Source organism: Roseibium sp. RKSG952 (assembly GCF_009711355.1).
In genome coordinates, this window is the sequence record NZ_SMMF01000934.1 from 26,413 (window position 1) to 50,922 (window position 24,510).

Consider the following 24,510-nt stretch of genomic DNA (forward strand, 5'->3'; position numbering starts at 1 on the left):
CGGATGGGTGTAGCCGCTCCTTGCCAGTCCCGGTGTTGGTGTGTGGAACAAGTCGGATGAGCAACAGTATTGCCTTTTCAAAAGCGAACGGCGAAACGTCCTTCAAACACGAGAAACGCCGGGATCCACGGGTTAAAGTCAGTGTTCTTGGACGTTTCAGACTGGGAGCCGCATCCGATCACCCCTGTCAGGTGGTCGACATGTCAGCGAGTGGCGCTGCTCTTGTTTCACCGGTTCCGGTGGAAACGGGCGAGACGGCCACGGTCTTTCTGGATGGCTTCCCTGCATTGACAGGACGGGTTGTCCGGCTTCTGGACAGTGGGTTCGCTGTGGCGTTTTCCTCCGGCCCGGAAGATCGCGGTCAGGTTTCAAGCCGGCTGTCCGAGTTGGATGGTGACAGGGAAACGATCTGGCCCGAGACAGCCATTCCGCTACAAAGCCCCTTCACACCAACCATGACGGAAGTCGCCGACAGCCACGGAAAAAGGCATTATTGCCAAATCGTGGACCTGTCACTCCAGACAGTGACCATCGCCACAAGTGAAAGGCTCGCGCTCGGCGAGCGCATCACAATCGGCCGCAAGCGTGCTGTTGTCACACTTCATACGGACCATGGGATCGTCGCGGAATTTGAAGACCAAGACAATCGCCACACCTGAAAACACGTAGAATTCAGCCACTCAAAGCCGCAGGAGCCTTTCTCAAGGTGTTTTTGCAGATTCAATCAAGGCAAGTACTTGCAATAGAGACAGGTATAACCCGGCTTGAATTAATCATGTTTTCAAATTGATATCCGGTGTCGTGGCACCAAGGCGCACCATGTGGCATTTTGGGTCCTCATTGGGAGGACGTGACGGTGACCGCAATACCAGGCCGTGCAGCGCATTCAGCGAGCATCCTTGCCATCCTGGCATTGACCGGGGCGGCCAACGCCGCACCTGAACGCTTCATGCATATGGACAAGAGCGTGAATGCCCCGATCGGGCATCAACAATTTTGTGCCGATTACCGGCCCGCCTGTGACCAAGTAACGGATGTCCCGAAAATTGTCCCCTTGTCGCAAAAACGCTGGGACGAACTCATCGCCATCAACCGCCACGTCAACCAGCGCATAGAACCCACGACCGATGCCGAATTGTGGGGGCGCCCGGAATTCTGGGCCTACGCCAGTCTGGGCGCTGGCGATTGCGAAGAATACGTTCTTGAAAAACAGCGCGCCCTGGTCGCAGCCGGGTGGCCTCTCAGTGCACTGCTGATCACTGTCGTAAAAGACCTTGACAATTCCGGACACGCGGTTTTGACCGTTCGCACCAGTTTGGGAGATCTCATTCTGGACAACAAGGCGCAGGCAGTCTTGCCTTGGTATGCAACCCCCTACCGCTACATCAAACGCCAGTCGGCGACGGTCCCGTCTGCATGGACCGGCATCGCGGATACGCGCATCACCACCGTCGGCAGCCTTGGCAAGACGTCGGGGACCAGGTAGCTGAAGCGCTTCACGGCAATGATCCGGACCACCCGTCCCTGCCCCCTCAAAGCTCTCTCAAAGCCCCCTCAAACAGCTATTGGAAACGTCTGCGCTGTCCTGCAAGGCACCATGTTGACCGTCAGAGGGCCGCAAGTTTCGTTTTGAAACGCTGCCAGTTTTGAACATAACGCCGGGCGGCCTCCTTGATGCCCTGCGCTGCCGGTTCGTCCAGGGACCGGACAACCTTGCCCGGCACCCCGACAACAAGAGAATTGTCCGGGATCACCTTGCCCTCCGCGACAAGCGCATTGGCGCCGATGATGCAATTCCTGCCGATCACCGCACCGTTCAAGATCGTCGCCCCCATTCCGACCAGGCTGTTGTCGCCAACCGTGCAGCCGTGAAGGATCACCTTGTGGCCAATCACGCAATCCGTTCCGATGGTCAGTGGATAGCCCGGATCGGTATGGCACACACAGCCATCCTGAATGTTGGACCGTGCTCCCAAACGGATCAGCTCATTGTCGCCGCGCAGTATGGACCCGAACCAGACACTGGCATCGGTGTCCAGCCGGACATTTCCGATGACATCGGCCGACGGAGCGATCCAGTGCCGCGCGTCTTCCGGCAGAACCGGCGTGAGATCTCCAAGGGAATAGAGCGGCAATGTCGCCTCCTGGGTCAGCAATTCGATTGTCGCGGGCCACGGGCCCTCGGGCACCTGCAGGCTAGCTTGCCCCCTGCAACAAAAACCATTGTCAGTTCGGCCAAGTTCAAAATATCCCGTCAGACCGTTTCCGGTCTTCGGTCTGGCAGCCTCCTACCATCCGCCCGAATTGTTGCAGCCACCGTGCAAGACCGCGTCTCCGGCAGCCCGGAAACGCAACCCACAAAATGTCAGGGTCTGCGGGATGTCGGACGACACAAAAAAGCCCGCATCACGCGGGCTTTCTACTGTCGTCAATGATCAGACATCTTCGAGATCGATTTCGAGGATGGCCATCTGGAAGTTCCAGCTGAGGTCCTCGTCCTCGTCATCGCGGAAGATCACACCGATAAACTCGTCACCGATATAGACTTCAGCGGAATCGTCCTTTTTCGGCCGCGCCCGCACCTGAAGGCGGTCATTGCCAAACAGCTTCTTCAGGTAGGTATCAATCTTGCGGATTTCATCAGCTTTCAAAGCATCTCTCCTGGTCGGTCATGTTCCTTGGGATTGGTGCGGACCCTACAGCACGCAGCTCACAATCCAACCGTCAGGGGCAAATTTCCCCCGCTTCCTACCCTTCGGAGACCGGTGACGCACCCGGTTCGGAGGCCGCGATGAGCTGGTTCATGGACCGCGCGGGTTCCCGGCAGCCGGCTTTGCCGACGATCCTTGCGGGCACACCTGCAACTGTCGAGTTCGCCGGAACCTCGTTCAACACAACGGAGCCGGAAGCAATCCGGCTGCAATGGCCAATTTCGAGATTGCCAAGCACCTTTGCCCCCGCACCCAGCAGGACGCCATGCCGGATTTTCGGGTGACGGTCACCGTCTTCCTTACCGGTTCCTCCGAGCGTCACGCCTTGCAGGATCGACACGTCATCTTCAATGACCGCGGTCTCGCCGACGACGACACCCGTCCCATGGTCGATGAAGATGCCGCGCCCCATCGGGACGGCCGGATGAATATCGACCTGAAACACCTCCGATGACCGGCTCTGCAGATAGAGCGCAAAGTCCTTGCGCCCCTGGCGCCAGAGCCAATGGGTCAGGCGTTGCGTTTGCAAGGCATGAAAGCCCTTGAAATAAAGAACGGGCTCAAGGAAACGGTCGCATGCGGGATCGCGATCGAAAACAGCCACAATATCGACCCGGAAGATCTCGCCCAGTTGCGGCTCGTCAGCCAGTGCTTCGAGATAGGTCTGGCGAACGAGGGACGCAGATACGACATCACGGCCGAGGCGATCCCCAAGCCTGTGCACGACGGCTTCTTCCAGGGTCTCGTGGTTCAGAACAGTCTCATAAACAAAAGATGCCAGAGCGGGCTCGGACGTCACCATGGCCCTTGCCTCTTCCCGCAGCTGCCGCCAGACCGGATCATGTTGTGCCAGGGAGGCCGCGTTTTCCGCTCTCGTAGGATTGGCCATCTGTGGCTCCTTAAAACCTGAAACTCAATTTCGACTAACATAGGCCGGGCAGCACATAATTCCAAAGTCAAACTTGCAGCACGCAACCCGAACTGGTTTTGTCGCTCTTAATCTAGCCCCCACTGGAGCGTCTCGTGTCCCCATCCGATATCAACAGCCTATCCGGCCAGTATTCCGGTTTTCATACGCGTGTTTCCGGCCCCGTCGCCTTTCTGGAAATCCGCAACCCTGACCGCAAGAACGCACTGACCCTGAAAATGTGGCAAGACTTGCCAGGCACCTTGAAAAAATTGGAGCAAGAGCCGGACATAAGGATACTTGTCTTGAGCGGCAGTGGGCCGGAAGCGTTTTCCGCCGGCGCCGATATCTCGGAGTTTGACGAAACCCGATCAGACGCGGCCAAAGCCGCCAACTATGATGCGGTCAATCTCGCGGCCTTTCGAGCGGTCAAGCGCTTCAAGCATCCGACAATCGCCATGATCCGGGGCCATTGCCTTGGCGGCGGCGTCGGACTGATTGCCGCCTGCGACCTCCGGATTTGCGACGAAACCGCGCGGTTTGCCATTCCTGCCGGCAGGTTGGGACTTGCTTACCCACCCGATGGCATCGCCGACATTGTCGCTGCAACCGGCTCCTCACACGCCAAGCGCCTTCTTTTCACGGCCGGAATGATCGATGCGGACAAGGCGATGACGTTCGGACTTGTGGATGAGGTCGTGGCGCCCGAGGCGCTGGAAAGCCATGTCGAGCAGCTTTGCGTTCAAATCGCGCGAAATGCGCCCTTGACGCTGCAAGCCGCAAAACTTGCCATCAATGCGCTGGAAGCAGGAGCCGAGCCCGGCTTGAAGACACAGGCAGGCAACGCAGCCGATGCATGTTTTGCCAGCCGCGACTTTGCCGAAGGCCGTGCTGCTTTCAAAGACAAGAGAGTCCCGGTCTTCAAGGGCTGCTGACGGCAGCAAAACCGCGGCGGCCCGTCAGCCGTTGATGGGCTCCGGATGGCTATGGCGTTGTTACAGCGTTTGCCTTGCCCCCGGCCACAAACAGATCAGCCAGGAATTCCTCAACTGCCGCGGCAAAGACGTCATTCTTGTCGCCTGCAACCATGTGACCGGCATCCCGGACGTCGACGAACCGGGCATGCGGCACCAGTTCCAGAAACTCTTCGGCATGGGACATGGAGACCAGTTCCGAATTCTGGCCCCGGACCAGCAACACCGGCAATGACAGGTTTGCGGCCGCCGCGAGTATTTCTTCCTGGATCCGCGTACGGGCTTCATCATCGGCCTTGTTCTTGGCAGACAGGAATGCCGGATCCCAATGCCACCTGTAGCGCCCGTCTTCATGCAACCGGAGATTCTTTGAAAGGCCCGAGAGATCCTTCGGCCGTTTGCGGTTCGGCAGATACAGCGAAATCGCATCTGCCGCCGCCTCGACATTGGCAAAACCGTCGCTCATGTTTGCACTCATGAACCCCAGAATGCGCTCGACGCCGCTCATATCCATACGCGGCGTGATGTCGACCAGAACAAGAGCAGACAGGCAGCCCGGAGCCAATGCGCCTTCGGCCAGCATCGCGGCAAGGCCGCCAAGAGACGCCCCGACCAGAACCGGCGCAGCACCGTCGCGGGCCTTGATGGCTTTGCTCATGCCGACAAGATCCTGAGCAAAATCATTGAAGCTGTATTTTTCAGACGCGACCCACGCACTCTCACCATGTCCGCGCTGATCGGCGACGTAGACGATATGTCCGAGCGCCGCAATCCGTTCTGCAGCCGCATCCCACGAGTGACGTGTCTGTCCTCCGCCGTGCAACAACAAGACAGGCTGCCCGGCAGACCCGAACCGGTCAGCCACCAGATCGTTTGCCTCAGCCCCCGTGAACGTCAGACGCTCGCGTATCATCAATCCACCTCCGCCAAAAACTCCAGAACACCTTGCTTGTAGACCTTGTCTCCGACCGCAACCATGTGATCGCGTCCCGGGATCTCCAGTACCTTGGCATTTTGCATCAGCGCGGCCAGCTTCTGCGGAGACCCTGCAATATCGTCCTTCGTTCCGACCGCAATCAGAGCCGGGCGGTTGATCCGCGCAACATCGCTCTCGGAGATTTTTTGTCTTGATGACCGCATGCAGGCGGCCAGCGCCGCGCGATCGGACTTGGTCTGTTCGGCAAAGGCCCTGAAGGCGCGGCCAGTGCGATCCGTAACCGTCTTGAGACTGTCCGCCTCCAGCGCGCTGGCGATCGGCTCGGGATCCCCCACGCCGGTGACCATGCCGTATCCCAGCCCTCCGAAAACCACCGACCGGACCCGGTCCGCATGGTTCAGTGTCAGGAATGCAGAAATCCGCGCGCCCATGGAATAGCCCATGACATCAACGCGTTCCAGATTCAGATGATCAAGCAGGCGCCGTGCATCCTCGGCCATGATCGGCGCGCCATAAGCTGCCGGATCATGGAATTTTGAGCTTTCGCCATGACCGCGATTGTCGATCGCTATCACCCGCCGGCCATCCTTGACCAGAACATCCACCCAACCGGGATAGGACCAATTCACCATCTTGTTGGACGCAAATCCATGGATAAGCAGGATCGGATCACCCTCGCCTTCGTCGAGATATGCCAGATCGACACCATCCATCTGAAACTGCGGCATACATATTACCTAACTTTTACGTAAACGGTAGATTTTGTTGCTGCGAGCTTATTCGCTCCGGACAGCGGGGTAAAGACCGGAACCGGCTGTTCCCGGCAGGTGCCCTTAGACCTTGGGCGCAAGTGGAAATGGCAGGTGAAACTTCACGCTGCCCCTCTACACTTTTGAGCAAACACTGGCTATTGTCCGCCGCGACTAGAACGAGAACAGAAGGGCCTCGAGCCATGGCGGATCACTTCGTCCCGCATTTCCAGAACACCAGCGGCCACGACTCTGTCGCGATCGGCGCAAGGGAATTCATGTGCATTGGCGCCAATCCTCCGTTTGATCATCCGCATGTGTTCCTTGATATGGGCGACGAGACCGAGATTGTGTGCCCCTACTGCTCGACGCTCTACAAGTACGATCAAACCCTGAAGCCTCACGAATCTTCCCCAGGCGACTGCACATTCACGCCTGAAGCTGCTTAAGCTGGCGACTGAATGCCACAAGACACAACGGACGCGCCGGTCATAATTGCTGGCGCGGGCATTGCCGGCATGACGTCAGCCCTGGCCCTGCAGGCTGCAGGGCATGAGGTGGTTCTGGTCGAGCGCGCGCCGGAACTGACCGAGGTTGGTGCCGGGCTGCAATTGTCCCCGAATGCGTGCCACGTTCTCAAAAACCTGGGCGTTCTTGACGATCTGGAGCCGTATGCGGTTGCACCGGAAGCGCTCCGGATCCGCTCGGGCCGGTCCGGGCGGCAGCTTTGCCAGTTTGTCTATGGTTCGTCTTTCGAAGAACACTACGGCGCACCATACTGGGTTGTTCACCGCGCTGACCTGCAAGGCGCGCTGTTAAGCAGAATAAGGCAGACACCCGGCATCACTCTGGTGATCGCCTCCGAAATCCGCGATGTTCAGCAGACACCGGATCAGATTGCTTGTGAGATCAGCACCTCTTTATCCACGCAAACCATTGCCGGACAGGCCTTGATCGCGGCCGACGGGGTGTGGTCACAAAGCCGCTTGCTCGTGCCGGGTCACAAGCAAGCGCTCTTCACCGGGCGGACAGCCTATCGGGCAACGGTGCCTGCCGAACTGCTGCCTCCGGAGCTGATGCGTTTCAGCGGCTTGTGGCTCGGGGCCGGGGCTCACCTGGTACTGTATCCCGTCCGGGCCCGGCGCGAGTTCAACATCGTTGCGCTTGTCGACGAAGACTGGACCGGGGAAGTCTGGTCCGCCCCTGCCCGCCATCAGGACCTTGCCCCGCATTTCGAGGGCTGGCACCCGGATGCACTTGACCTGCTGAAACTTCCCGAAGCCTGGACCAAATGGGCGCTGTGCGGTGTGGACGCGAATGGACCTTGGGTCCATAACCGGATTGCCCTGATCGGCGATGCGGCGCACGCGATGCTTCCCTTCGCCGCGCAAGGTGCCGCCATGGCCATTGAAGACGCAGCTGTTTTGGGCCTGTTGCTGGCGGACAGGACCATGCCGGTTCCCGAAGCCCTTGCAAGGTATCAAGCCCTGCGGCGCCCTCGCGTTGCTAGGGTGCAAAAACAGGCGGAGAAAAACGGCACCATCTATCACATGCGAGGCCCGCTTGCTGCGGGACGCAACGCGTTTCTGCGTTTCATGCCGAACAGCCATTTGCAAAGCCGGATGGACTGGATCTATCGCTGGAAGCCTGCAATTTAGGCGTCTTGTCTCTTCCGCTTGGACTTGAGCCGCGAAGTCAGCTGGGCTAAACGCTTGCTCCAATCAAGGTCCGGGAGACACGCCATGCCAGATGACACAGCAGACGACATCGTGACGGCTGCATTTTTGGTAATCGGCGATGAAATCCTGTCCGGACGGACCAAGGATCAAAACATCGGGTTTGTTTCCGGCTATTTGACGGCTGTTGGCATTGATCTGAAGGAAGTGCGTGTCGTTCCCGACGAGCAGCCGGAAATTGTCGAAGCGGTCAACGCCTTGCGGATGAAATACAGGTATGTGTTCACATCCGGGGGCATCGGCCCGACCCACGATGATATCACCGCCGACAGCATCGCAGCCGCATTTGGCGTTCCAATTGATGTCGATCCGCGCGCAAGGGCAATTCTTGAAACCCACTATCCTCCCGGGCAGCTGACGCCGGCGCGCTTGCGCATGGCCCGCATCCCGCAAGGCGCGGACCTGATCCTGAACCCGGTGTCAAAGGCGCCGGGGTTTCGCATCGAAAATGTCCATGTGATGGCGGGCGTTCCGGCGATCATGCAGGCCATGATGGATTCCATCGGCCCCACCCTGACAACGGGCAAAAAGATGCTGTCGAGATCGGTCGACGCACAGGTTCCGGAAAGCCGGCTCGCCGACCAAATCCGCGAGATCCAGGACAGCTATCCCCAGACCCTGATCGGCTCCTATCCACGCGTCTATGACGGGCGTTTCACGACGCAGATCGTCATTCGCGCAAGGGATGAGGACATTCTTCTCAAAGCAACAGCCGCCGTCGAAACTGCAATTCGAAACGTTACCGGCTGACAAAAGACAAGGAATTCACCTGAATGGAAACCGCACCAGAAAACAAAGCCTTTCCCGTCTCCTGGGACATGTTTCACCGCGACGCCCGTGCCTTGGCATGGCGGCTGTCCGGCCAGGGCGACTGGAAGGCGATCGTCTGCATCACCCGGGGCGGCCTGGTACCCGCAGCAATCGTTGCCCGTGAACTCGGCATCCGCACCATCGAAACCGTCTGCATCGCCTCCTATCACGACTACGAAAGCCAGGGCCAGCTTGAAGTCATCAAGCCGGTTGATCCGGCCGTCGTCGACCTGAAGGACGGCGAAGGCAGCGGCGTTCTGGTGATCGACGACCTTGTCGACACGGGGAAGACCGTGAAGGTGGTGCGCGAAATGTTGCCAAAGGCCCATTTTGCGACCGTTTATGCAAAGCCGGTCGGTTGCCCGATGGTGGATACATTCATCACCGAAGTCTCCCAGGACACCTGGATCTATTTCCCATGGGACATGGGTTGGCAGTTCCAGCCGCCGCTCAACAAGGACACACGCGGTTAAGACTTATGTCTTGTTCCCGCTGCGGCATGTCCGTGGCGGGAAGGCAACAGGTCTGGATTTGCGGCTCACTTTTAAGCCCTGCACTGCTGATCGTGATGGAACCGCCGCTTTTCCGGCGCATTTGTAAAGATATCAGGGACGAACCGGCCGCGGAAACGTGGCCGGCTTTTTTGACCGGTTCAGCCCCGGTCAAGATCCCATCGATACCTTGATTTCAAGAGCAACTGTCCAAGGCCAAGTATGCTTTCGCGCCGTACCTTCTTTCTGTCAGCTTCCGCCGCTTTGCTCGCGGGCTGCTCTTCCTCCATTTCCCGCAGACTGCCGAATGGCCCGGCTGCAATCCCGGTGGAACAGCCCGCAGTTCAACGCATTTCCCCCGAGTATCTCTATATGTACCGGGCAATGCCGGAAGAAAAATTCCCGATCCCCGCTGTCAATCTGAGCAAGATCGACCCGGTCTACTATCGTCAGCTTGTCGACTATGACACTGGTGAACCCGCAGGCACTATTGTGGTCGATACGCCGAATCGCTTCCTCTATCTGCAGATGGAGAGTGGCAAAGCCATGCGCTACGGCATCGGGATTGGGCGTGCCGGATTTACCTGGGGCGGATCAGCCAGAATTGCCTACAAGCGCGAATGGCCGACCTGGACGCCCCCGGCCGAAATGATCGCCCGCCAGCCCGAAACCGCAAAGTGGCGGAACGGGATGCCTCCGGGGCTCGAAAACCCTCTGGGAGCCCGCGCGCTTTACATTTTTGAAGGCAACAAGGACACCCTCTACAGGGTGCATGGCACCAGCGAGGATTGGTCAATCGGCAAGGCAGTATCGTCCGGCTGCGTCCGTCTGCTGCAGCAGGACATTATCGACCTGTACAACCGGGTGCCCAACAACTCGCGGATTGTTGTCCGGCAGGACGTCGAAGTCGCCAGCGGGTTTACTCCTGCAGCATAACCGATCGATCCGCCGTGATCGCGTCAGTTGTGACGCTACACCCGATCGCATAGGCCTCGACCCCGGCGGCTTTGGCATCAGCAAAAGCCGCCGCGTAAGCCGGATCGATATCGCGGGCCAACGACAGGCGGTCACAATCCGGTCTCTGCACCAGAAAAACCATCGCCGCCCGGTGGCCTTCGCGCACCATGTCCGACAATTCAGCCAGATGCTTTGCGCCACGCGCTGTCACCGAATCCGGAAACTCCGCAAGACCGGCATGCCGCATAAGGTGCACGTTCTTCACTTCGGCATAGATTGAAGACTGGCCGGCAAACTCCAACAGGATATCGACCCTCGAGTTCTTGCCGTATTTCACTTCCCGGCGAAGGTTCGAAAAGCCGGAAAGCTGTTCAATCAGGCCTGCGTGCAAGGCTTCTTCAACAAGCTTGTTGGGATGCGCCGTATTGATCCCCACGAGCGCACCGTCAGCCTCCATGATCTCCCAGGAAAACTTCAGTTTCCGCTTGGGATTGTCCGACACCGACAACCAGACCCTTGAGCCTGGCTCCTTGAGCCCCAACATGGAGCCAGGATTGGCGCAATGTGCGGTGACCTCGGCCCCGTCCTCGTCAAGGATGACGTCCGCCAGGAACCGCTTGTAGCGCTTGACCAGCCGGCCGCTGACCAATGGACGGGGCAGTTTCATAAGAACCTCAATGTTTGCTTGGATTCAAACTCGCTACTTCGACCAGAAGTCCGGGTCCAGAAGCACCAGCACGGTGAACAGCTCCAGACGCCCCAGCAGCATGGCAAAGGACAACAGCCACTTGGCACCTTCAGGAAGCGTCGAATAGTTTCCGGCCGGCCCGATAATCGGCCCCAACCCGGGGCCGACATTTCCGACCGACGATGCCGCCGCCGAAACCGCTGTCACGAGATCGAGATTAAAGAACGACAGCGCCAGCGTGATCATGCCAACGGAGCCGAGATAGACCACAAGAAAGGCCAGAACCGAAAACGACAGCTCGGGCGTGAGCCGCGTGCCGCCATATTCTTCTGACATGACCCGGTTCGGGCGCACCATCCGGCGCAAATGCGCCCGGACCGTACCGAAAAACACCAGAAACCGGAAGATCTTGATACCGCCTGTCGTCGAACCGGTGCAACCACCGACAAACTTGAGCAGCAATGCCATGCCAACCACCGGAGCGCCCCACTGCGTGTAGTCGCCATAGGCGTAGCCCGTGCCGGTCACGATGGAAACAACATTGAATGTCGCCCTCAGCAGCGCTTCATCGAACGGAAACTGCATTTTCGCACCGAGATAGACGGTCAATCCCAGCGAGACCAGCGCGAGGAAGCCCAGCAGTGCCCGGACTTGCGGATCCCGCCACAGCAACAACGGCTGTCCTCTCAGTGCCTGGATCAGCAAAACAAAGGGCATCGCACCGGCCACCATGAAAAACACGGCAACCCAGCCCGAGGCAGGATTGGTAAAATAGCCGAACGAAGCGTCATGCGTGGAATAGCCACCGGTCGAAATCGTGGTCAACGCATGGTTTACAGCGTCGAAAAGCTTCATTCCGGAGATCACATAGGCCAACATGCAGAGAAAGGTCATCAACAGATAGGCCATCCCGATCAGACGGATGAGCTCCACCGACCGGCTGACGATCTTCTCGGACCTGTCGGAATTTTCGCTTTGAAACAGCTGCATCCCGCCAATGCGCAGAAACGGCAAGAGGACGATCGCCATGACGATGATGCCGACGCCCCCCATCCACTGCAACATGGAACGCCAGACGAGCAACCCCGGCGGCAATCCGTCAAGGCCGGTCAGCACGGTCGCCCCGGTTGTCGTAAATCCGGATACGGCCTCGAATACGGCATCGGCGTATCCCACGCCGAGCCAAAGGAACGGCAAGGCCCCAAACGCCGGCAAAGATGCCCAGGAAAGGGTTGTCAGAATAAATGTCTGCCGGGTATCGAGCCCCTTTTCCAGCGCTCCGCCCGCGGCGATGCTCAGCAACATGCCGATAAGGCCTGTCAAAAGTGCGGAGAATACAAAAGCCTGCCAATCCGCGTTCTTTTGGGCAACATCGACAATCGCCGGAATCAGCATGGCGGTCGCCAGACCGACATACAAAAATCCGAGAACGTTCAGGACAGGGCGAATGGAAATCAAATGCAGGCGCTTTCAACAGTGACCAAGTCAGTAAACTTTCGTTCGTCCTAAACTGTTTCATCCGGATTTCCAATGCCGGAGACCGGTCATTCCAAAACTACAACGCGCCCGCTCTGCCCGGCACCGCTCAGTCCGGTCAGGATTGATCGTGTCCTGGTGAGACCTGGCGCACGGGACAAGATGTTTACTGAATAAATCCGTAAAAAGGGCACGACAAAACAAGCGTGATGTTAACACCGATATAAATATCAATGTTAACATATTTCATTGTGACCAGTCCCGTATTCTGCTTAACTTTGCAACCGAAAACGATTATTTGGTCCCGGAAATAGTAAATTTTTGCTAAACTAAGAGATCACCATACACGTTTCGGTCGATAGTCGGCGTGGAGTATTCTCACGGATATGATCAAAAAGCCCAGCTATCTGAACTCGCTTGCATTTCGCGTCACGGCGATTCTTGTTGCGGTCGCGACCATTTCCATCGTGTTCATGTCAGGGCTGGGTTACGAAGAGCTGTCCGATACGACTGAAGAAAACGCAAAGATCCGGGTCGACCGGGCGGGCCGAACCGCAGCAGCATTGCTCAGCAAAAGCCATGCAGGTCTTTTCGTGGTCTTGCCGGACGCGACCGGCAGACCGGTCAGCATCGAATTGCAACACGGCGACCCCGCAAAAATTCTGGTTTACAGCGACGGGTATGATCGCCTGCTCCGCGAAATCGGAAACGCGAACCAGGGCGCGGCCAATCTCTTTCGCTACAATCCCGGCACACGGGCTTTCGACCGGTTCGCAACCACATTCCGCAAGCCGGACGGATCCATGCCGCCGCCCATGTCGATCTCATCGGGACACCCGGCTTACAACAGTCTGGCCCACGGTGTCATGTATGTCGGCGAGGTCCCCGTGATGGGCCGGCAACGGCTTGCCTATCTCACACCGATCATCGGGCCGAAACAAAGCCTCGCCGGTGCCCTTGCCGTTGATGTCGGCTGGGCCGACGACCTCAGGCTGGCGGAACGGAACCTCCAAGCCAAAATGCTGATTGCCACCATCGGCATCCTTGGGGTCATCGCGTTTCTCGGGATCATTCTCATCCGCCGGGAAATGTCGCCTGTCCGGCGTTTGGCGCGGTTCGCAAATTCCGTGGCTGCCGGCGAAACACCCGGCGCCCCCCCTTACACGGATCGCAGGGACGAAGTTGGCCGCCTCGCGCAGGGGCTGGCGAAAGTTGTCGATCTGCGGGAACGTCTCGAACATCTCGCCTACACCGATCCAATTACCGGATTCGGCAACAGGGCAAAGTATCTGCATGACCTTGATGCGGTATTTGCCAAACCGGTTTCAGGCGTCAAGACCGCACTCGCCCACATAGATCTGGACGGCTTCTCGAAGGTGAATGACGTTTTCGGGCAAACGCTTGGCGACAAGGTTCTCGTCCAGACCGCAAAGCGACTTTCTGAAGCGTTCGGACCCGGCACAAAGGTTTACCGGCTCTCCGGCGATGACTTTTGCGTTCTCCTGTCATTTCGAAAAGCAGATGACACCCCGGCCCAGGGAGCCCGCAATGCTCTCAAGCTGCTTGCCCAACCAATCGTGCTGCCGGAGGCCGATGTCCATGTATCACCTGCGATCGGCATCACCTTGATCCCGGATGACGCAGAGGACGCGGAAACGGCCCATCGCAAGACCGGGATTGCCCTGCGCGCAGCAAAAAGGTCGGTCACCGGCAACCTTACTTTCTTTTCCGAAGAACTGAATGCCAAGGCGCAACTGGAAGTCACTCTTGAAAGTATGCTGCGCGATGCGATCCGCTCAAACGCCCTGACCCTTCACTTTCAACCGCAAATCTGCCTCCGCCGGATGCGGCTCAAGGGATTCGAAGCGCTCGTCCGCTGGCAAATCGACGGAAAATACATCGAGCCTTTGGACTTTATCCCGATTGCTGAAAAAACCGGCCTCATCGTGGAACTCGGCAACTGGATGCTTGGCCAGAGTTGCAAGCAGGCGCGCGCTTGGGCCAACCAGGGTTTGGAGTTCGATTATGTGGCCGTCAACGTGTCACCAATCCAGCTTTGGCAACCAAGATTCGAGCAGATTGTCCGCTCCTGTCTCGATTCTTACGATCTTCCCTCGCAATATCTCTGCCTTGAAGTGACCGAGAGCGCTTTCGTCGGCCATGACGAGAGCAGGGTTCTCGACGTCCTGCGCAACATCCGCGCCCAGGGTGTTCTGCTCGCACTTGACGACTTTGGGTCGGGTTATTCCTCCCTCAGCTATCTGAACCACCTGCCATTCGGCCAGCTCAAGATCGACCGGGCATTCGTCTCCGGGGTAAGCCTCGACATCAACAAGGCGAAAGTCCTGAAAGGGATGGTCAATTTGGCCCATACACTGGGCCTGAAGGTGATTGCGGAAGGTGCCGAGGAGGCGGATGAGGTCTCGCTGGTCCGGGAACTGGGCTGCGACGGCGTCCAGGGCTTCTATTTCGGCGAACCGGTTGCGGCCGATCAGGTCCCCGCGCTGATGGAACAGATTGCCAAACTTGCCCCGGCCTTCAGATCCCGCCATCTCCAGACAGCAGGCTGATACGGTCATGATCACGCGCAACCAGAAGACACTTGGTGCGGACGACGGGACTCGAACCCGTATGACCGAAGTCGAGGGATTTTAAGTCCCTTGCGTCTACCAGTTTCGCCACGTCCGCTTTCGATCCTGCCTATCCAAAGCAGCGGCAAACTGCAAGACGGCAATGGATGTTTTCACATCAGATGGCTCAAACCCCGGTCACCCCCTCTGGAAATCCGCCGGACACTTCAGTATGTCATGGAAAATGGTTTCCGCGCGCGATACCTTGAAGACGCGCCGACAAGTGAGTTTCGACACCCGACATGGTCACCTATATTGATGCCGCAGAGGCCCCGCTGAAGAACACTGGTCAGGTCCGGATCTATGGCCCGGACGACTTTGCAGGAATGCTTGCGGCCGGAAACCTGACCGCCCGTTGCCTTGATGAACTGGCCGGCATGGTCAAACCGGGCGTTACCACGCAGGAAATCGATGATTTCGTCTATGACTTCGGGATGAAGCACAATGCCGTTCCGGCAACGCTGAATTATCGCGGATACACGAAATCCTCCTGCACATCGATCAATCATGTCGTGTGCCACGGAATCCCCAACGACAAACCGCTGCGCGAAGGCGATATCGTCAATATCGATGTCACCTACATTCTGGATGGCTGGCACGGCGATTCGAGCCGGATGTATGCGGTCGGCACTATCAAGCGTGCGGCCGAGCGGCTGATCGACGTGACGTATGAGTCGCTCATGCGCGGCATTGAGGCTGCAAAGCCTGGAAACACGACCGGCGATATCGGTGCCGCCATTCAGGCCTATGTGGAGGCGGAACGCTGCTCCGTCGTGCGCGATTTCTGCGGGCACGGCGTTGGCCGGTTGTTCCATGACACCCCGAACATTCTTCACTATGGCCGCCCCGGCGAAGGCGTCGAGCTCAAGCCCGGCATGATTTTCACCATTGAACCGATGGTCAATCTCGGCCGGCCGCACGTCAAGGTCCTGAGCGACGGCTGGACTGCGGTGACACGCGACCGCTCGCTCTCTGCGCAGTTCGAGCATTCGATCGGCATCACGCCGGAAGGCTGCGAAATTTTCACCCTGTCCCCAAAGGGGATCATGAACCCGGTCACAGGCGGATAATCGCGGCATGACAGATCAGGCGAGCGGTTTTAACGAAAAAGCGGCCCGCCCGGATCATCAAGGTCATCGCAACCGTTTAAGGGAACGCTTTCGCGTGTCAGGTGCCGACGCGTTCCCGGACTATGAACTCCTCGAACTCCTGCTGTTCGCCCCCCTGCCCCGTCAGGACACCAAACCCATTGCCAAGGAACTGCTCAGGCGCTTCAAGACCCTGCCCGGTGTGTTCGGAGCACCGCGCGAACGGCTCAAGGAGGTGACGGGTGTTGGTGACAAGGTGGTTGATCACCTCAAAGCCGTTGAGGCCTGCCTGATCCGCAGCGCAAAGGCCGAAATCGATACAAGGCAACCACTCGACAGCTGGTCCAAGGTCACCAGCTACCTCGAGATCGCCATGCAACACGCGGAAGTCGAGCAGTTCCGGGTCCTGTTTCTTGACAAGCGGAACGGACTGATTGCAGACGAAGTCCAGCAGACCGGCACGGTCGACCACACTCCGGTCTACCCGCGCGAGGTGATCAGACGCGCACTGGAGCTTTCAGCCACCGCGCTGATTCTGGTGCACAATCACCCCTCCGGTGACCCGACCCCGTCGCGTGCCGATATCCAGATGACACGCCAGATCGTCGACATCGCAAAGCCTCTGGGTGTCGAGATCCACGATCACATCATTGTCGGCCGGGGCATGACGGTTAGTTTCCGCGGCATGCAGCTGATATAGCACCCAAGCTATTGACCGTTGAGCCGCCTTTGCAGATCCGCCGAGATGTCGTGAAACGCTGTAAACGGCTGCAAACGCCAATCCGCTCCCGACCGTCCGGCCACCGCCAGCCCCGCGCCACCGAACCGCGTCCGGATCATGTCTTCGACCCAATGCGTATGCTGCGCTGCGCGCTTCGTCTGTCCCCGGCCGGCACCCGCCAGATAGTCCTGGTGGCTCGCAATCGCCTCCGACAGTGTTTCAATTCCGGTGTTGTCGCGCGAAGACACCTCGCAGACCGGCGCGGTCCAGTCCGAGCTTCGCGAGCGGGTCAATGACAAGGCTCCGGTGACGTCCGACGCCGCCCGGCGGGCAAGTGCGCCCATATCCGCTTTGGTGATCACGATGACATCCGGCAGCTCCATGATGCCGGCCTTCATGAACTGGAGACTGTCGCCCGATCCCGGCTGGATACACAGGACGACGGTATCCGACGCCTGAACCAGATCGCTCTCCGATTGGCCGATCCCGACCGATTCGACGATCACCCGGTCACACACGGCCCGCATCAGCGCGATTGCGGCAATGGCGTGATCGGACAATCCCCCCAACCGGTCGCGCGCCGCCATCGAGCGGACGAAAATGTTCTGGTCTTCCGGGTCGGTCGACAGCCGCGTCCGGTCTCCCAGCAATGCCCCGCCGGTAAAGCGGGAGGACGGGTCGATGGCCAGAACGCACACCCGCTCTCCAAGCGCCCGGTAATGGCGGATCAGGCAGTCGGTGAGCGAGGACTTGCCGACGCCGGGCGGGCCGGTCAGTCCCAAAACATGCCCGCCCGGTTGCGCTGCGGCATGATCGAGCAGGGCCGCAAGCTCTTGCGACCCCTCCTCGGTTTCAAGGCGGGTCAAGGCCCGTGACAAGGCGCGTTTGCCGCCATGGCGCAAGGCGTCCAGTTTCTCGGTCAGATTGGCCACGCCGGTTTTTACCGCCATGGGTCAGCCGGTGCTGCGCGCTTTGAGGGCTGCCTGGGCAGCGGCAAGGCGCGCAATCGGCACACGGAACGGCGAACAGGAGACATAGTCCAGCCCGACACTCTCACAGAAATGGATCGATGCCGGGTCCCCGCCGTGCTCACCGCAGATGCCCAGCTTGATATCGGCACGTGTACTGCGTCCGCGTTCCGCTCCAATCTTGACGAGCTCACCAACCCCATCCTGATCCAAAGAGACGAACGGATCCTGTTCGATCAATCCCTTCGTCTGATAGGTGCCGAGGAATGATGCCGCGTCATCGCGCGAAATCCCGAATGAGGTCTGCGTCAGATCATTGGTACCGAAGGAGAAGAACTCCGCCGATTTTGCGATGTCAGCTGCCTGAAGCGCCGCGCGCGGTAGCTCGACCATGGTGCCGACTTGATAGCCGACGGTTTCTCCGGTTTCCTTCGATACGGCATCAGCCATGGCGTCAATGCGTTCGCGCACCAGATCCAGTTCGCCTTTGAGTCCGACAAGCGGAACCATGATTTCCGGCACCACCGGAGCACCGGTCTTGCGTCCGGCCTCTACGGCCGCCTCGAAAATCGCCCGTGCCTGCATCTCGGCGATTTCCGGATAGGAGACCAGCAACCGGCAACCGCGATGGCCAAGCATCGGGTTGAATTCCTCAAGAGACAATGCCCGGTCCCGGAGAAGTTCCGGCGATATGCCCATGGCCCTTGCGACCTCGCCAAGTTCCTCGTCCGTTTTGGGCAGGAATTCGTGCAAGGGAGGATCAAGCAGCCGGATCGTGACGGGCAACCCTTGCATGATCTCGAAAAGCGCGGTGAAGTCCTTGCGCTGCATCGGCAGAAGCTTGGCAAGCGCTGTCCGGCGCCCGTCTTCGCTGCCCGCAAGGATCATTTCGCGGACCGCCACAATCCGCTCTCCTTCAAAGAACATGTGCTCGGTCCGGCACAGGCCGATCCCCTCCGCGCCAAATTCCCGCGCCACCTTGGCATCTTGCGGCATGTCCGCGTTGGTGCGCACGCGCATGCGCCGCACCTTGTCGGCCCACCCCATGAGCGTGCCGAAGTCTCCCGACAAGACCGGTTGCAGCATGGCAATCTCGCCAGCGAGAATCTGACCGGTTGCACCGTCAATGGTGATGATGTCGCCCTTGGCGAGGCTTCGGCCACCCACGGTCATGGTGCCATTCCGGTAATCGATCTTGACCCCGCCCGCACCGGCAACACAAGGCTTGCCCATGCCCCTGGCGACAACCGCCGCATGGCTCGTCATGCCGCCACGGCTTGTCAGAATACCTTCCGCTGCATGCATGCCGTGAATGTCTTCCGGGCTCGTCTCGACGCGAACAAGAATAACCTTGCGCCCTGCCGCCCTGGCGTCCTCGGCCTCTTCGGAGGTGAACACAATCGCTCCCGATGCCGCGCCCGGAGACGCCGGCAGACCAGCCGTCAGGATATCCCGTTTGGCTTTAGGGTCGATGGTCGGGTGCAGCAGCTGGTCAAGAGCGCCCGGTTCGACACGGGCAACGGCTTGCTCTTCCGTCAAAAGCCCCTCTTCAACCATGTCCACGGCGATCTTGAGGGCTGCCTTGGCCGTGCGTTTGCCCGCACGGGTCTGAAGCATCCACAGCTTGCCCTTCTCGATGGTGAACTCGAGATCCTGCATGTCGTGATAATGATGTTCCAGCTTGTCACAGTAGGACTGGAATTCGGCGAAGGCTTCCGGCATCAGCTTTTCAAGCGAGGGCCGGTTCGAACCGGCCTTGATGCGCGCTTGCTCGGTAATGTCCTGCGGCGTCCGGATACCGGCGACAACGTCTTCGCCCTGCGCATTAACCAGAAACTCGCCGTAAAGTGTTTTTTCGCCCGTTGACGGATCGCGGGTGAAGGCCACCCCGGTGGCAGACGTTTCGCCCATGTTGCCGAACACCATCGCCTGAACATTGACGGCCGTGCCCCAATTGGCCGGAATATCATGCAGGCGGCGGTAGGTGACCGCACGCGGGGTCATCCATGAGCCGAACACAGCCCCGATTGCGCCCCAGAGCTGTTCCTTAGGGTCTTGCGGAAACGGCTTGCCGAGGTCGTCTTCGACCAATGCCTTGAATTTCTCGATAATTCCGACCCAGTCCTCTGCGGATATGTCCGTGTCAAGCGTCAGCCCGTTCCGCTGCTTGTGCTCTTCAAGGACTTCCTCGAACTCGTGATGATCGAGGCCGAGGACCACATCGGCATACATCTGAATGAACCGGCGATAGCTGTCATAGGCGAACCGCATATCACCGGCGTCTTCGCCGATCGCCTTCACGGTCACGTCGTTCAAACCCAGGTTGAGGACCGTATCCATCATGCCCGGCATCGATACCCGGGCCCCTGAGCGCACCGAAACCAGCAGAGGCAGTTTGGCGTCTCCGAACTTCCGCCCGGTCGCCTCGCCCACGTTTTCAAGTGCGGCTTCCACCTGGGCGGTCAAGTCATCCGGATAGCTCTTGTCATGGTCATAATACCAGGTGCACACCTCGGTGGTGATGGTGAACCCTGAAGGGACCGGAAGACCGAGGCTGCTCATTTCGGCAAGGTTTGCCCCCTTGCCACCGAGCAGGTTTCTCATGTCTGCCGCGCCTTCAGCGGATCCGTTCCCGAACGTGTAGACCCATTTGGCCATTGAATAACTCCGTCTGATCACCTTCGCGCCACCGTAAAACCCCAAGGCCGTGAATCAAACCGCCTTGCTGCGCCGCATCTTCCTGCTACGCCCCATCACAAGCTTCAAGTTATTTTTTAGCAGTAGACCCCGGCCAATCCTCCCGGTTCCCTGCTGCAGCCCTTACGGCATCAAGTGCTAATGGATTTAAATCACGGCCTGTGGGTTTCCCGGGTTTTCCTTGCCCATTGGCCGCAAAGTCGCCATTGTCTCCCTAAAGATCTGGGCCGCGCCATAAAGACGGCGGAACATGCGAGGTGATATGACGAAATTCCCGGGCAATCGCTCCCATCGCGCGAGCCTCAAATCCTGGCTCACATCCGTCGCGCTGGTCGGTTTGATGGCCGGGAGCGATGCACCACAGGCGCTTGCGGAAGCAACGGTCGCAGGTGCCGGCACATCCCCGGCCCAATTCGGCACTCCGGCAGATCTGCCCATCACACTGTCCGGCAGCTACCTTGCCGGACGCCTCGCCGGTCTCAACAAGGACTACGGGCAGGCTGCAGCCTTTTATCAGGAGGCCCTGAACGCCGACCCGGAAAGCGCCATGCTGATGGAGCGCACATTTCTGCTGAAGCTTGCCAATGGCGACATCGTCGAGGCGGAGCACTATGCCAGCGAAATGGAACGGCTCGGCATTGCCAGCTTCCTGTCGCATCTGGCACTGGCCAGCGGGGCAATGGTGCAAGGCAACTATCAGGACGTGATCGACGAACTGGAAAAGCCTGGCAATGCCGGTCCGCTTTCACAGCTGACCACGGGCATATCGCAAGGCTGGGCCCTTTACGGATTGGGGCGCGTCGACGAAGCGATGGCAACCATTGGTGCACTCAAGGGCCCGGAATGGTTCGATGTCTTCAAGGCAACCCACCGGGCGCTGATTGCTTTTGCGGCCGGCGACAACAAGCTGGCCCTCTCCGAGATCGAGGCTGCCCACAATGCCGATCCCGGCGCCATCCGGGCGGTTGATGCCTATGCGCGGATTCTCGCGGCAAACGGACGCAAGGATGACGCGCTCCAGCTGCTCGACGAGTTTGACGAATACCTGAACGATCATCCTCTGCTGGTGCGCGCCCGCACAGACATTGAATCGGGAGAACCGATCGAACCGATCGTGCTCGACCCGGCGGCAGGGATGTCCGAAATCCTCTACGGGCTCGGATCGGCAATCGGACGTGACGGTGCCGAAGAGCTGTCCTCCGGCTATCTTCAGCTTGCGCTCCGGCTAGATCCGCAAGCCCAGTTTGCGGCCATCGCCCTTGGCGGCCTGTTCGAACGTCTGGAGCAGCCTGCGCGCGCGATCGAAGTGTTGTCACTGGTCCCTGAAACCGCTGCCCTGAAGCGTGACGCCGAAATCCAGATCGGCCTGCACTACAACGCGCTGGATGATCTCGACAGCGCCCGTGCCCACCTGGAAGCGCTGATTGTTGAAGATCCTTCGGAACTGGAAGCCATTACCTCTCTCGGCAACATCCTCCGCAACCACGAAAAATTCGCGGAATCGGAGGCTATCTACACCAAGGGCATAGAGACGATCGACGAGCTGGACCAGAACCACTGGCCCCTGATGTATTTCCGGGGCATCAGCCGGGAACGCCTTGGCAAGTGGGAGCAGGCGGAAAGCGATTTCCGCACCGCGCTGGAACTGGAACCGGACCAGCCGCTGGTGTTGAACTATCTCGGCTATTCCCTGGTCGATCAGGGGCTGAAACTTGACGAGGCTCTTGAGATGATCGAGACCGCTGTCGACCTGCGCCCCAATGACGGCTACATCGTCGACAGTCTTGGCTGGGTTTACTACCGGCTCGGCCGCTACGAAGAGGCGGTGCGCGAACTGGAGCGTGCGGTCGAACTGCGCCCGTCCGATCCGGTGATCAACGACCATCTCGGCGATGCCTATTGGAAGGTCGGACGCCGCAACGAGGCGCGCTTCCAGTGGAACCATGCCCGCGACCTCGATCCGGAAGAGGACGAACTGCCGAAAATACTCGACAAGATCGAGAACGGGTTGCCGGACGCCCCGGAGACAAATGCCGCTCAGGCCGGCACGAAGCAAAACGGCGGGTAACGCATCAACCCATGACCGATATGTTCCCTGCCGGGCCACTGTCCCAGGAGGCCCGGGCAAAGGTCAATCTGGCCCTGCATGTCACCGGCCGCAGAGCGGACGGCTATCATCTGCTCGATTCGCTTGTGGTCTTTCCTGCCATCAGCGACCGCCTGACGGCTCACGCTTGTGACCATGTATCCCTGACGGTAACCGGCCCTTTTGCGCCTGCCCTTGACGCAAATGATCCGGGCAACCTTGTCCTCAAGGCATGCCACGCCTTTGCCCGGGAAGCCGGGATCTCAAGCTACGGCATGCGCTTCACTCTGGACAAACACCTTCCCGTTGCCTCCGGCATTGGTGGCGGTTCTGCGGATGCGGCTGCCAGCCTGCGGCTCTTTCAGGAAATAGCAGGAAAAGCCCTGGATACCTGCGATCTCAACCGGTTGGCCTTGTCGCTTGGTGCGGATGTTCCGGTATGTCTGGCGTCAAGGTCAGCCAGAATGCGCGGCATCGGGGATGTTCTGGATCAAGCTCCGGCAATGCCGTCTGCCGATATCGTGCTGGTCAATCCGGGTGTGGGCGTGCCCACGCCCGCTGTCTTCAAGGCGATGACATCACGGGACAATGCCGGGTTACCGGACCTGCCCGGCAGTTTCGCGGACCTGAATGCGCTGGTGGCGTATCTCGGCACGACCCGCAATGACATGCAGGCTGTGGCGGAAGCCCTTTGCCCGGCGATCCCGGAAGTCATTGCAGCGCTGGTTTCTCATCCGGCGACACAGCTTGCCCGCATGTCCGGGTCCGGGGCAACCTGCTTTGCATTGACGGAAACCGGTCGGGGCGAGGCGATTTGCCAAGACTTGCGCCGCTCCCGTCCCGGTTGGTGGATCGCCTCAGGGCCGCTTAGCTGACGCGGGAGATACAAAAGGCGACCGCTTCAGCCAGTGCATCCTGATGCGCACCAGAGGGGAGCTGTTCCAGCGCCTTGACGGCATTCGCGCCATAGTGCTTGGCCCGCTCCACCGTGTCGGCAATCGCGCCGTGCTTTTTCATCAGTGCGATGGCTTCCTCAAGATCGCTATCGCTGACATCCTCGCCTTCCAGGCACCGTTTCCAGAAGGCACGTTCCTGTTCATTGCCACGTTCGATCGCAAACACCACCGGCAGCGTGATCTTGCCTTCGCGGAAGTCGTCGCCGACTTCCTTGCCGAGATCCGCAGAAGTACCCCCATAATCCAGCGCATCGTCGACAAGCTGGAAGGCAAGGCCGAGTTCCATGCCGTAGCTGCGGGCAGCCGCCTTCATTGCATCGCTCTGGCCGGCAACCACCGGGCCGACCTCAGCTGCAGCCGCGAACAGGGCCGCCGTCTTTGCCTCGATCACCCGCAGATATTCGGCTTCGGTGGTTTGAATGTTCTTGGCCGCGCCGAGCTGAAGCACCTCGCCTTCCGCGATCACGGCAGAGGCTTCCGACAGGATGCGCAGGGCCTCAAGCGAACCGACATCCACCATCATCTTGAAGGCCTGGCCAAGCAGATAATCACCCACAAGAACGCTTGCCTGGTTGCCCCACAATTTACGCGCTGCCAGCTTGCCGCGGCGCATGTCGCTCTCGTCGACAACATCGTCATGCAGCAAGGTTGCGGTGTGCATGAACTCGACACTGGCCGCGAGCATCACATGCCCAGCCCCCTGGTAGCCAAACATTTGCGCGCATGCGAGGGTCAGCATTGGCCGCAAGCGCTTGCCGCCGGACGAAATCAGATGCCGGGCAATTTCCGGTATCAGATCCACATTCGATCCGGCTTTTGCCAAAATGATCTGGTTGACATCTTCCATGCCCGCGGACACGAGGTCGACAAGCGACTGGATACCGGGCTGCTCAGGTGTTTGGTTCGGCAAGGATGCTACGACGGCCAC

23 protein-coding genes and 1 tRNA gene are annotated in these 24,510 nt (G+C 59.2%); 13 read left to right on the forward strand and 11 right to left on the reverse strand.

The genetic code is table 11. The features are described from left to right. The first annotated feature begins 56 nt into the window (after positions 1 to 56). Together E1297_RS25785 and E1297_RS25790 are read left to right on the forward strand one after the other, a co-directional pair. Complete coding sequence (locus tag E1297_RS25785; protein ID WP_196223410.1) at positions 57 to 659, forward strand: PilZ domain-containing protein; 603 nt, start codon at positions 57 to 59, stop codon at positions 657 to 659. 197 nt (positions 660 to 856) lie between these two features. Beyond that, a complete protein-coding gene (locus tag E1297_RS25790; protein WP_209015999.1) occupies positions 857 to 1,486 on the forward strand; it encodes a transglutaminase-like cysteine peptidase in 630 nt (209 codons plus the stop codon). Between the two features lie 121 nt (positions 1,487 to 1,607). Here the strand turns inward: E1297_RS25790 and E1297_RS25795 are convergent, their stop codons facing one another. The 3 genes from E1297_RS25795 to cysE all read right to left on the reverse strand — a co-directional run bounded on the left by E1297_RS25795 (position 1,608) and on the right by cysE (position 3,600). Next, entirely contained in the window at positions 1,608 to 2,135 is a 528-nt protein-coding gene (locus E1297_RS25795) for a gamma carbonic anhydrase family protein (RefSeq protein WP_155143366.1), read from the reverse strand. A gap of 300 nt (positions 2,136 to 2,435) precedes the next feature. Continuing rightward, positions 2,436 to 2,651: a DUF3126 family protein gene (locus tag E1297_RS25800; RefSeq protein ID WP_155143367.1), complete on the reverse strand. Its 216-nt coding sequence runs from the start codon at positions 2,649 to 2,651 to the stop codon at positions 2,436 to 2,438. A gap of 97 nt (positions 2,652 to 2,748) precedes the next feature. Beyond that, complete coding sequence (cysE, locus tag E1297_RS25805; protein ID WP_155143368.1) at positions 2,749 to 3,600, reverse strand: serine O-acetyltransferase; 852 nt, start codon at positions 3,598 to 3,600, stop codon at positions 2,749 to 2,751. Between the two features lie 134 nt (positions 3,601 to 3,734). Here cysE and E1297_RS25810 point away from each other — a divergent pair, with 134 nt between their 5' ends. Then, the gene (locus E1297_RS25810) at positions 3,735 to 4,553 is read left to right on the forward strand and encodes an enoyl-CoA hydratase (RefSeq protein ID WP_209016000.1); all 819 of its coding nucleotides are present in this window, start codon (positions 3,735 to 3,737) and stop codon (positions 4,551 to 4,553) included. Between the two features lie 49 nt (positions 4,554 to 4,602). Here E1297_RS25810 and E1297_RS25815 read toward each other — a convergent pair whose 3' ends face one another. After that, entirely contained in the window at positions 4,603 to 5,505 is a 903-nt protein-coding gene (locus E1297_RS25815; RefSeq protein WP_155143370.1) for an alpha/beta fold hydrolase, read from the reverse strand. Beyond that, entirely contained in the window at positions 5,505 to 6,257 is a 753-nt protein-coding gene (locus E1297_RS25820; protein ID WP_155143371.1) for an alpha/beta fold hydrolase, read from the reverse strand. Before E1297_RS25820 ends, E1297_RS25815 begins: the two co-directional genes overlap by 1 nt. 224 nt (positions 6,258 to 6,481) lie before the next feature. Between E1297_RS25820 and E1297_RS25825 the strand changes: the two genes are divergently transcribed. From E1297_RS25825 to E1297_RS25845, 5 genes are all read left to right on the forward strand, one after another. Then, positions 6,482 to 6,727: a zinc-finger domain-containing protein gene (locus E1297_RS25825; RefSeq protein WP_155143372.1), complete on the forward strand. Its 246-nt coding sequence runs from the start codon at positions 6,482 to 6,484 to the stop codon at positions 6,725 to 6,727. 12 nt (positions 6,728 to 6,739) lie between these two features. Continuing rightward, positions 6,740 to 7,936 (forward strand): FAD-dependent monooxygenase, encoded by a 1,197-nt coding sequence (locus E1297_RS25830; protein WP_155143373.1) that lies wholly within the window; start codon positions 6,740 to 6,742, stop codon positions 7,934 to 7,936. Positions 7,937 to 8,020: 84 nt separating this feature from the next. Next, positions 8,021 to 8,764: a molybdopterin-binding protein gene (locus E1297_RS25835; protein WP_155143374.1), complete on the forward strand. Its 744-nt coding sequence runs from the start codon at positions 8,021 to 8,023 to the stop codon at positions 8,762 to 8,764. 23 nt (positions 8,765 to 8,787) lie between these two features. Continuing rightward, positions 8,788 to 9,297 carry a xanthine phosphoribosyltransferase gene (gpt, locus tag E1297_RS25840; RefSeq protein WP_155143375.1) on the forward strand — a complete coding sequence of 170 codons (510 nt, stop codon included), beginning with the start codon at positions 8,788 to 8,790 and terminating at the stop codon, positions 9,295 to 9,297. A gap of 240 nt (positions 9,298 to 9,537) precedes the next feature. After that, positions 9,538 to 10,251, forward strand: coding sequence for a L,D-transpeptidase (locus E1297_RS25845; RefSeq protein ID WP_155143376.1), 714 nt, complete (start codon positions 9,538 to 9,540; stop codon positions 10,249 to 10,251). On the opposite strand, the gene sfsA is transcribed toward E1297_RS25845, so the two are convergent. Both sfsA and E1297_RS25855 read right to left on the reverse strand, forming a co-directional pair. Beyond that, the gene (gene sfsA / locus E1297_RS25850) at positions 10,235 to 10,939 is read right to left on the reverse strand and encodes a DNA/RNA nuclease SfsA (RefSeq protein ID WP_155143377.1); all 705 of its coding nucleotides are present in this window, start codon (positions 10,937 to 10,939) and stop codon (positions 10,235 to 10,237) included. The genes E1297_RS25845 and sfsA overlap by 17 nt on opposite strands. A gap of 33 nt (positions 10,940 to 10,972) precedes the next feature. Further along, the gene (locus E1297_RS25855; RefSeq protein WP_155143409.1) at positions 10,973 to 12,397 is read right to left on the reverse strand and encodes a TrkH family potassium uptake protein; all 1,425 of its coding nucleotides are present in this window, start codon (positions 12,395 to 12,397) and stop codon (positions 10,973 to 10,975) included. Positions 12,398 to 12,822: 425 nt separating this feature from the next. Between E1297_RS25855 and E1297_RS25860 the strand changes: the two genes are divergently transcribed. Beyond that, on the forward strand, positions 12,823 to 15,006 hold the full coding sequence (locus E1297_RS25860; RefSeq protein ID WP_155143378.1) for an EAL domain-containing protein: 2,184 nt from the start codon (positions 12,823 to 12,825) through the stop codon (positions 15,004 to 15,006). Between the two features lie 33 nt (positions 15,007 to 15,039). On the opposite strand, the gene E1297_RS25865 is transcribed toward E1297_RS25860, so the two are convergent. Then, positions 15,040 to 15,124 (reverse strand) — tRNA-Leu (locus E1297_RS25865). Between the two features lie 184 nt (positions 15,125 to 15,308). Here E1297_RS25865 and map point away from each other — a divergent pair. Then, positions 15,309 to 16,136 carry a type I methionyl aminopeptidase gene (gene map / locus E1297_RS25870; RefSeq protein ID WP_155143379.1) on the forward strand — a complete coding sequence of 276 codons (828 nt, stop codon included), beginning with the start codon at positions 15,309 to 15,311 and terminating at the stop codon, positions 16,134 to 16,136. A 7-nt stretch (positions 16,137 to 16,143) separates the two neighbouring features. Further along, complete coding sequence (gene radC / locus E1297_RS25875; protein ID WP_155143380.1) at positions 16,144 to 16,854, forward strand: DNA repair protein RadC; 711 nt, start codon at positions 16,144 to 16,146, stop codon at positions 16,852 to 16,854. 8 nt (positions 16,855 to 16,862) lie between these two features. On the opposite strand, the gene meaB is transcribed toward radC, so the two are convergent. Both meaB and ppdK read right to left on the reverse strand, forming a co-directional pair. Then, entirely contained in the window at positions 16,863 to 17,825 is a 963-nt protein-coding gene (gene meaB / locus E1297_RS25880; RefSeq protein WP_155143381.1) for a methylmalonyl Co-A mutase-associated GTPase MeaB, read from the reverse strand. Positions 17,826 to 17,828: 3 nt separating this feature from the next. Further along, complete coding sequence (gene ppdK / locus E1297_RS25885; protein WP_155143382.1) at positions 17,829 to 20,501, reverse strand: pyruvate, phosphate dikinase; 2,673 nt, start codon at positions 20,499 to 20,501, stop codon at positions 17,829 to 17,831. A gap of 301 nt (positions 20,502 to 20,802) precedes the next feature. Between ppdK and E1297_RS25890 the strand changes: the two genes are divergently transcribed. Beyond that, positions 20,803 to 22,608, forward strand: a complete 1,806-nt coding sequence (locus E1297_RS25890) for a tetratricopeptide repeat protein (protein WP_155143383.1) — start codon at positions 20,803 to 20,805, stop codon at positions 22,606 to 22,608. An 11-nt stretch (positions 22,609 to 22,619) separates the two neighbouring features. Beyond that, the gene (locus E1297_RS25895) at positions 22,620 to 23,501 is read left to right on the forward strand and encodes a 4-(cytidine 5'-diphospho)-2-C-methyl-D-erythritol kinase (protein ID WP_244327887.1); all 882 of its coding nucleotides are present in this window, start codon (positions 22,620 to 22,622) and stop codon (positions 23,499 to 23,501) included. Here the strand turns inward: E1297_RS25895 and E1297_RS25900 are convergent. After that, positions 23,494 to 24,510: a polyprenyl synthetase family protein gene (locus E1297_RS25900; RefSeq protein WP_368669679.1), complete on the reverse strand. Its 1,017-nt coding sequence runs from the start codon at positions 24,508 to 24,510 to the stop codon at positions 23,494 to 23,496. The two genes, E1297_RS25895 and E1297_RS25900, sit on opposite strands and share 8 nt — an antisense overlap.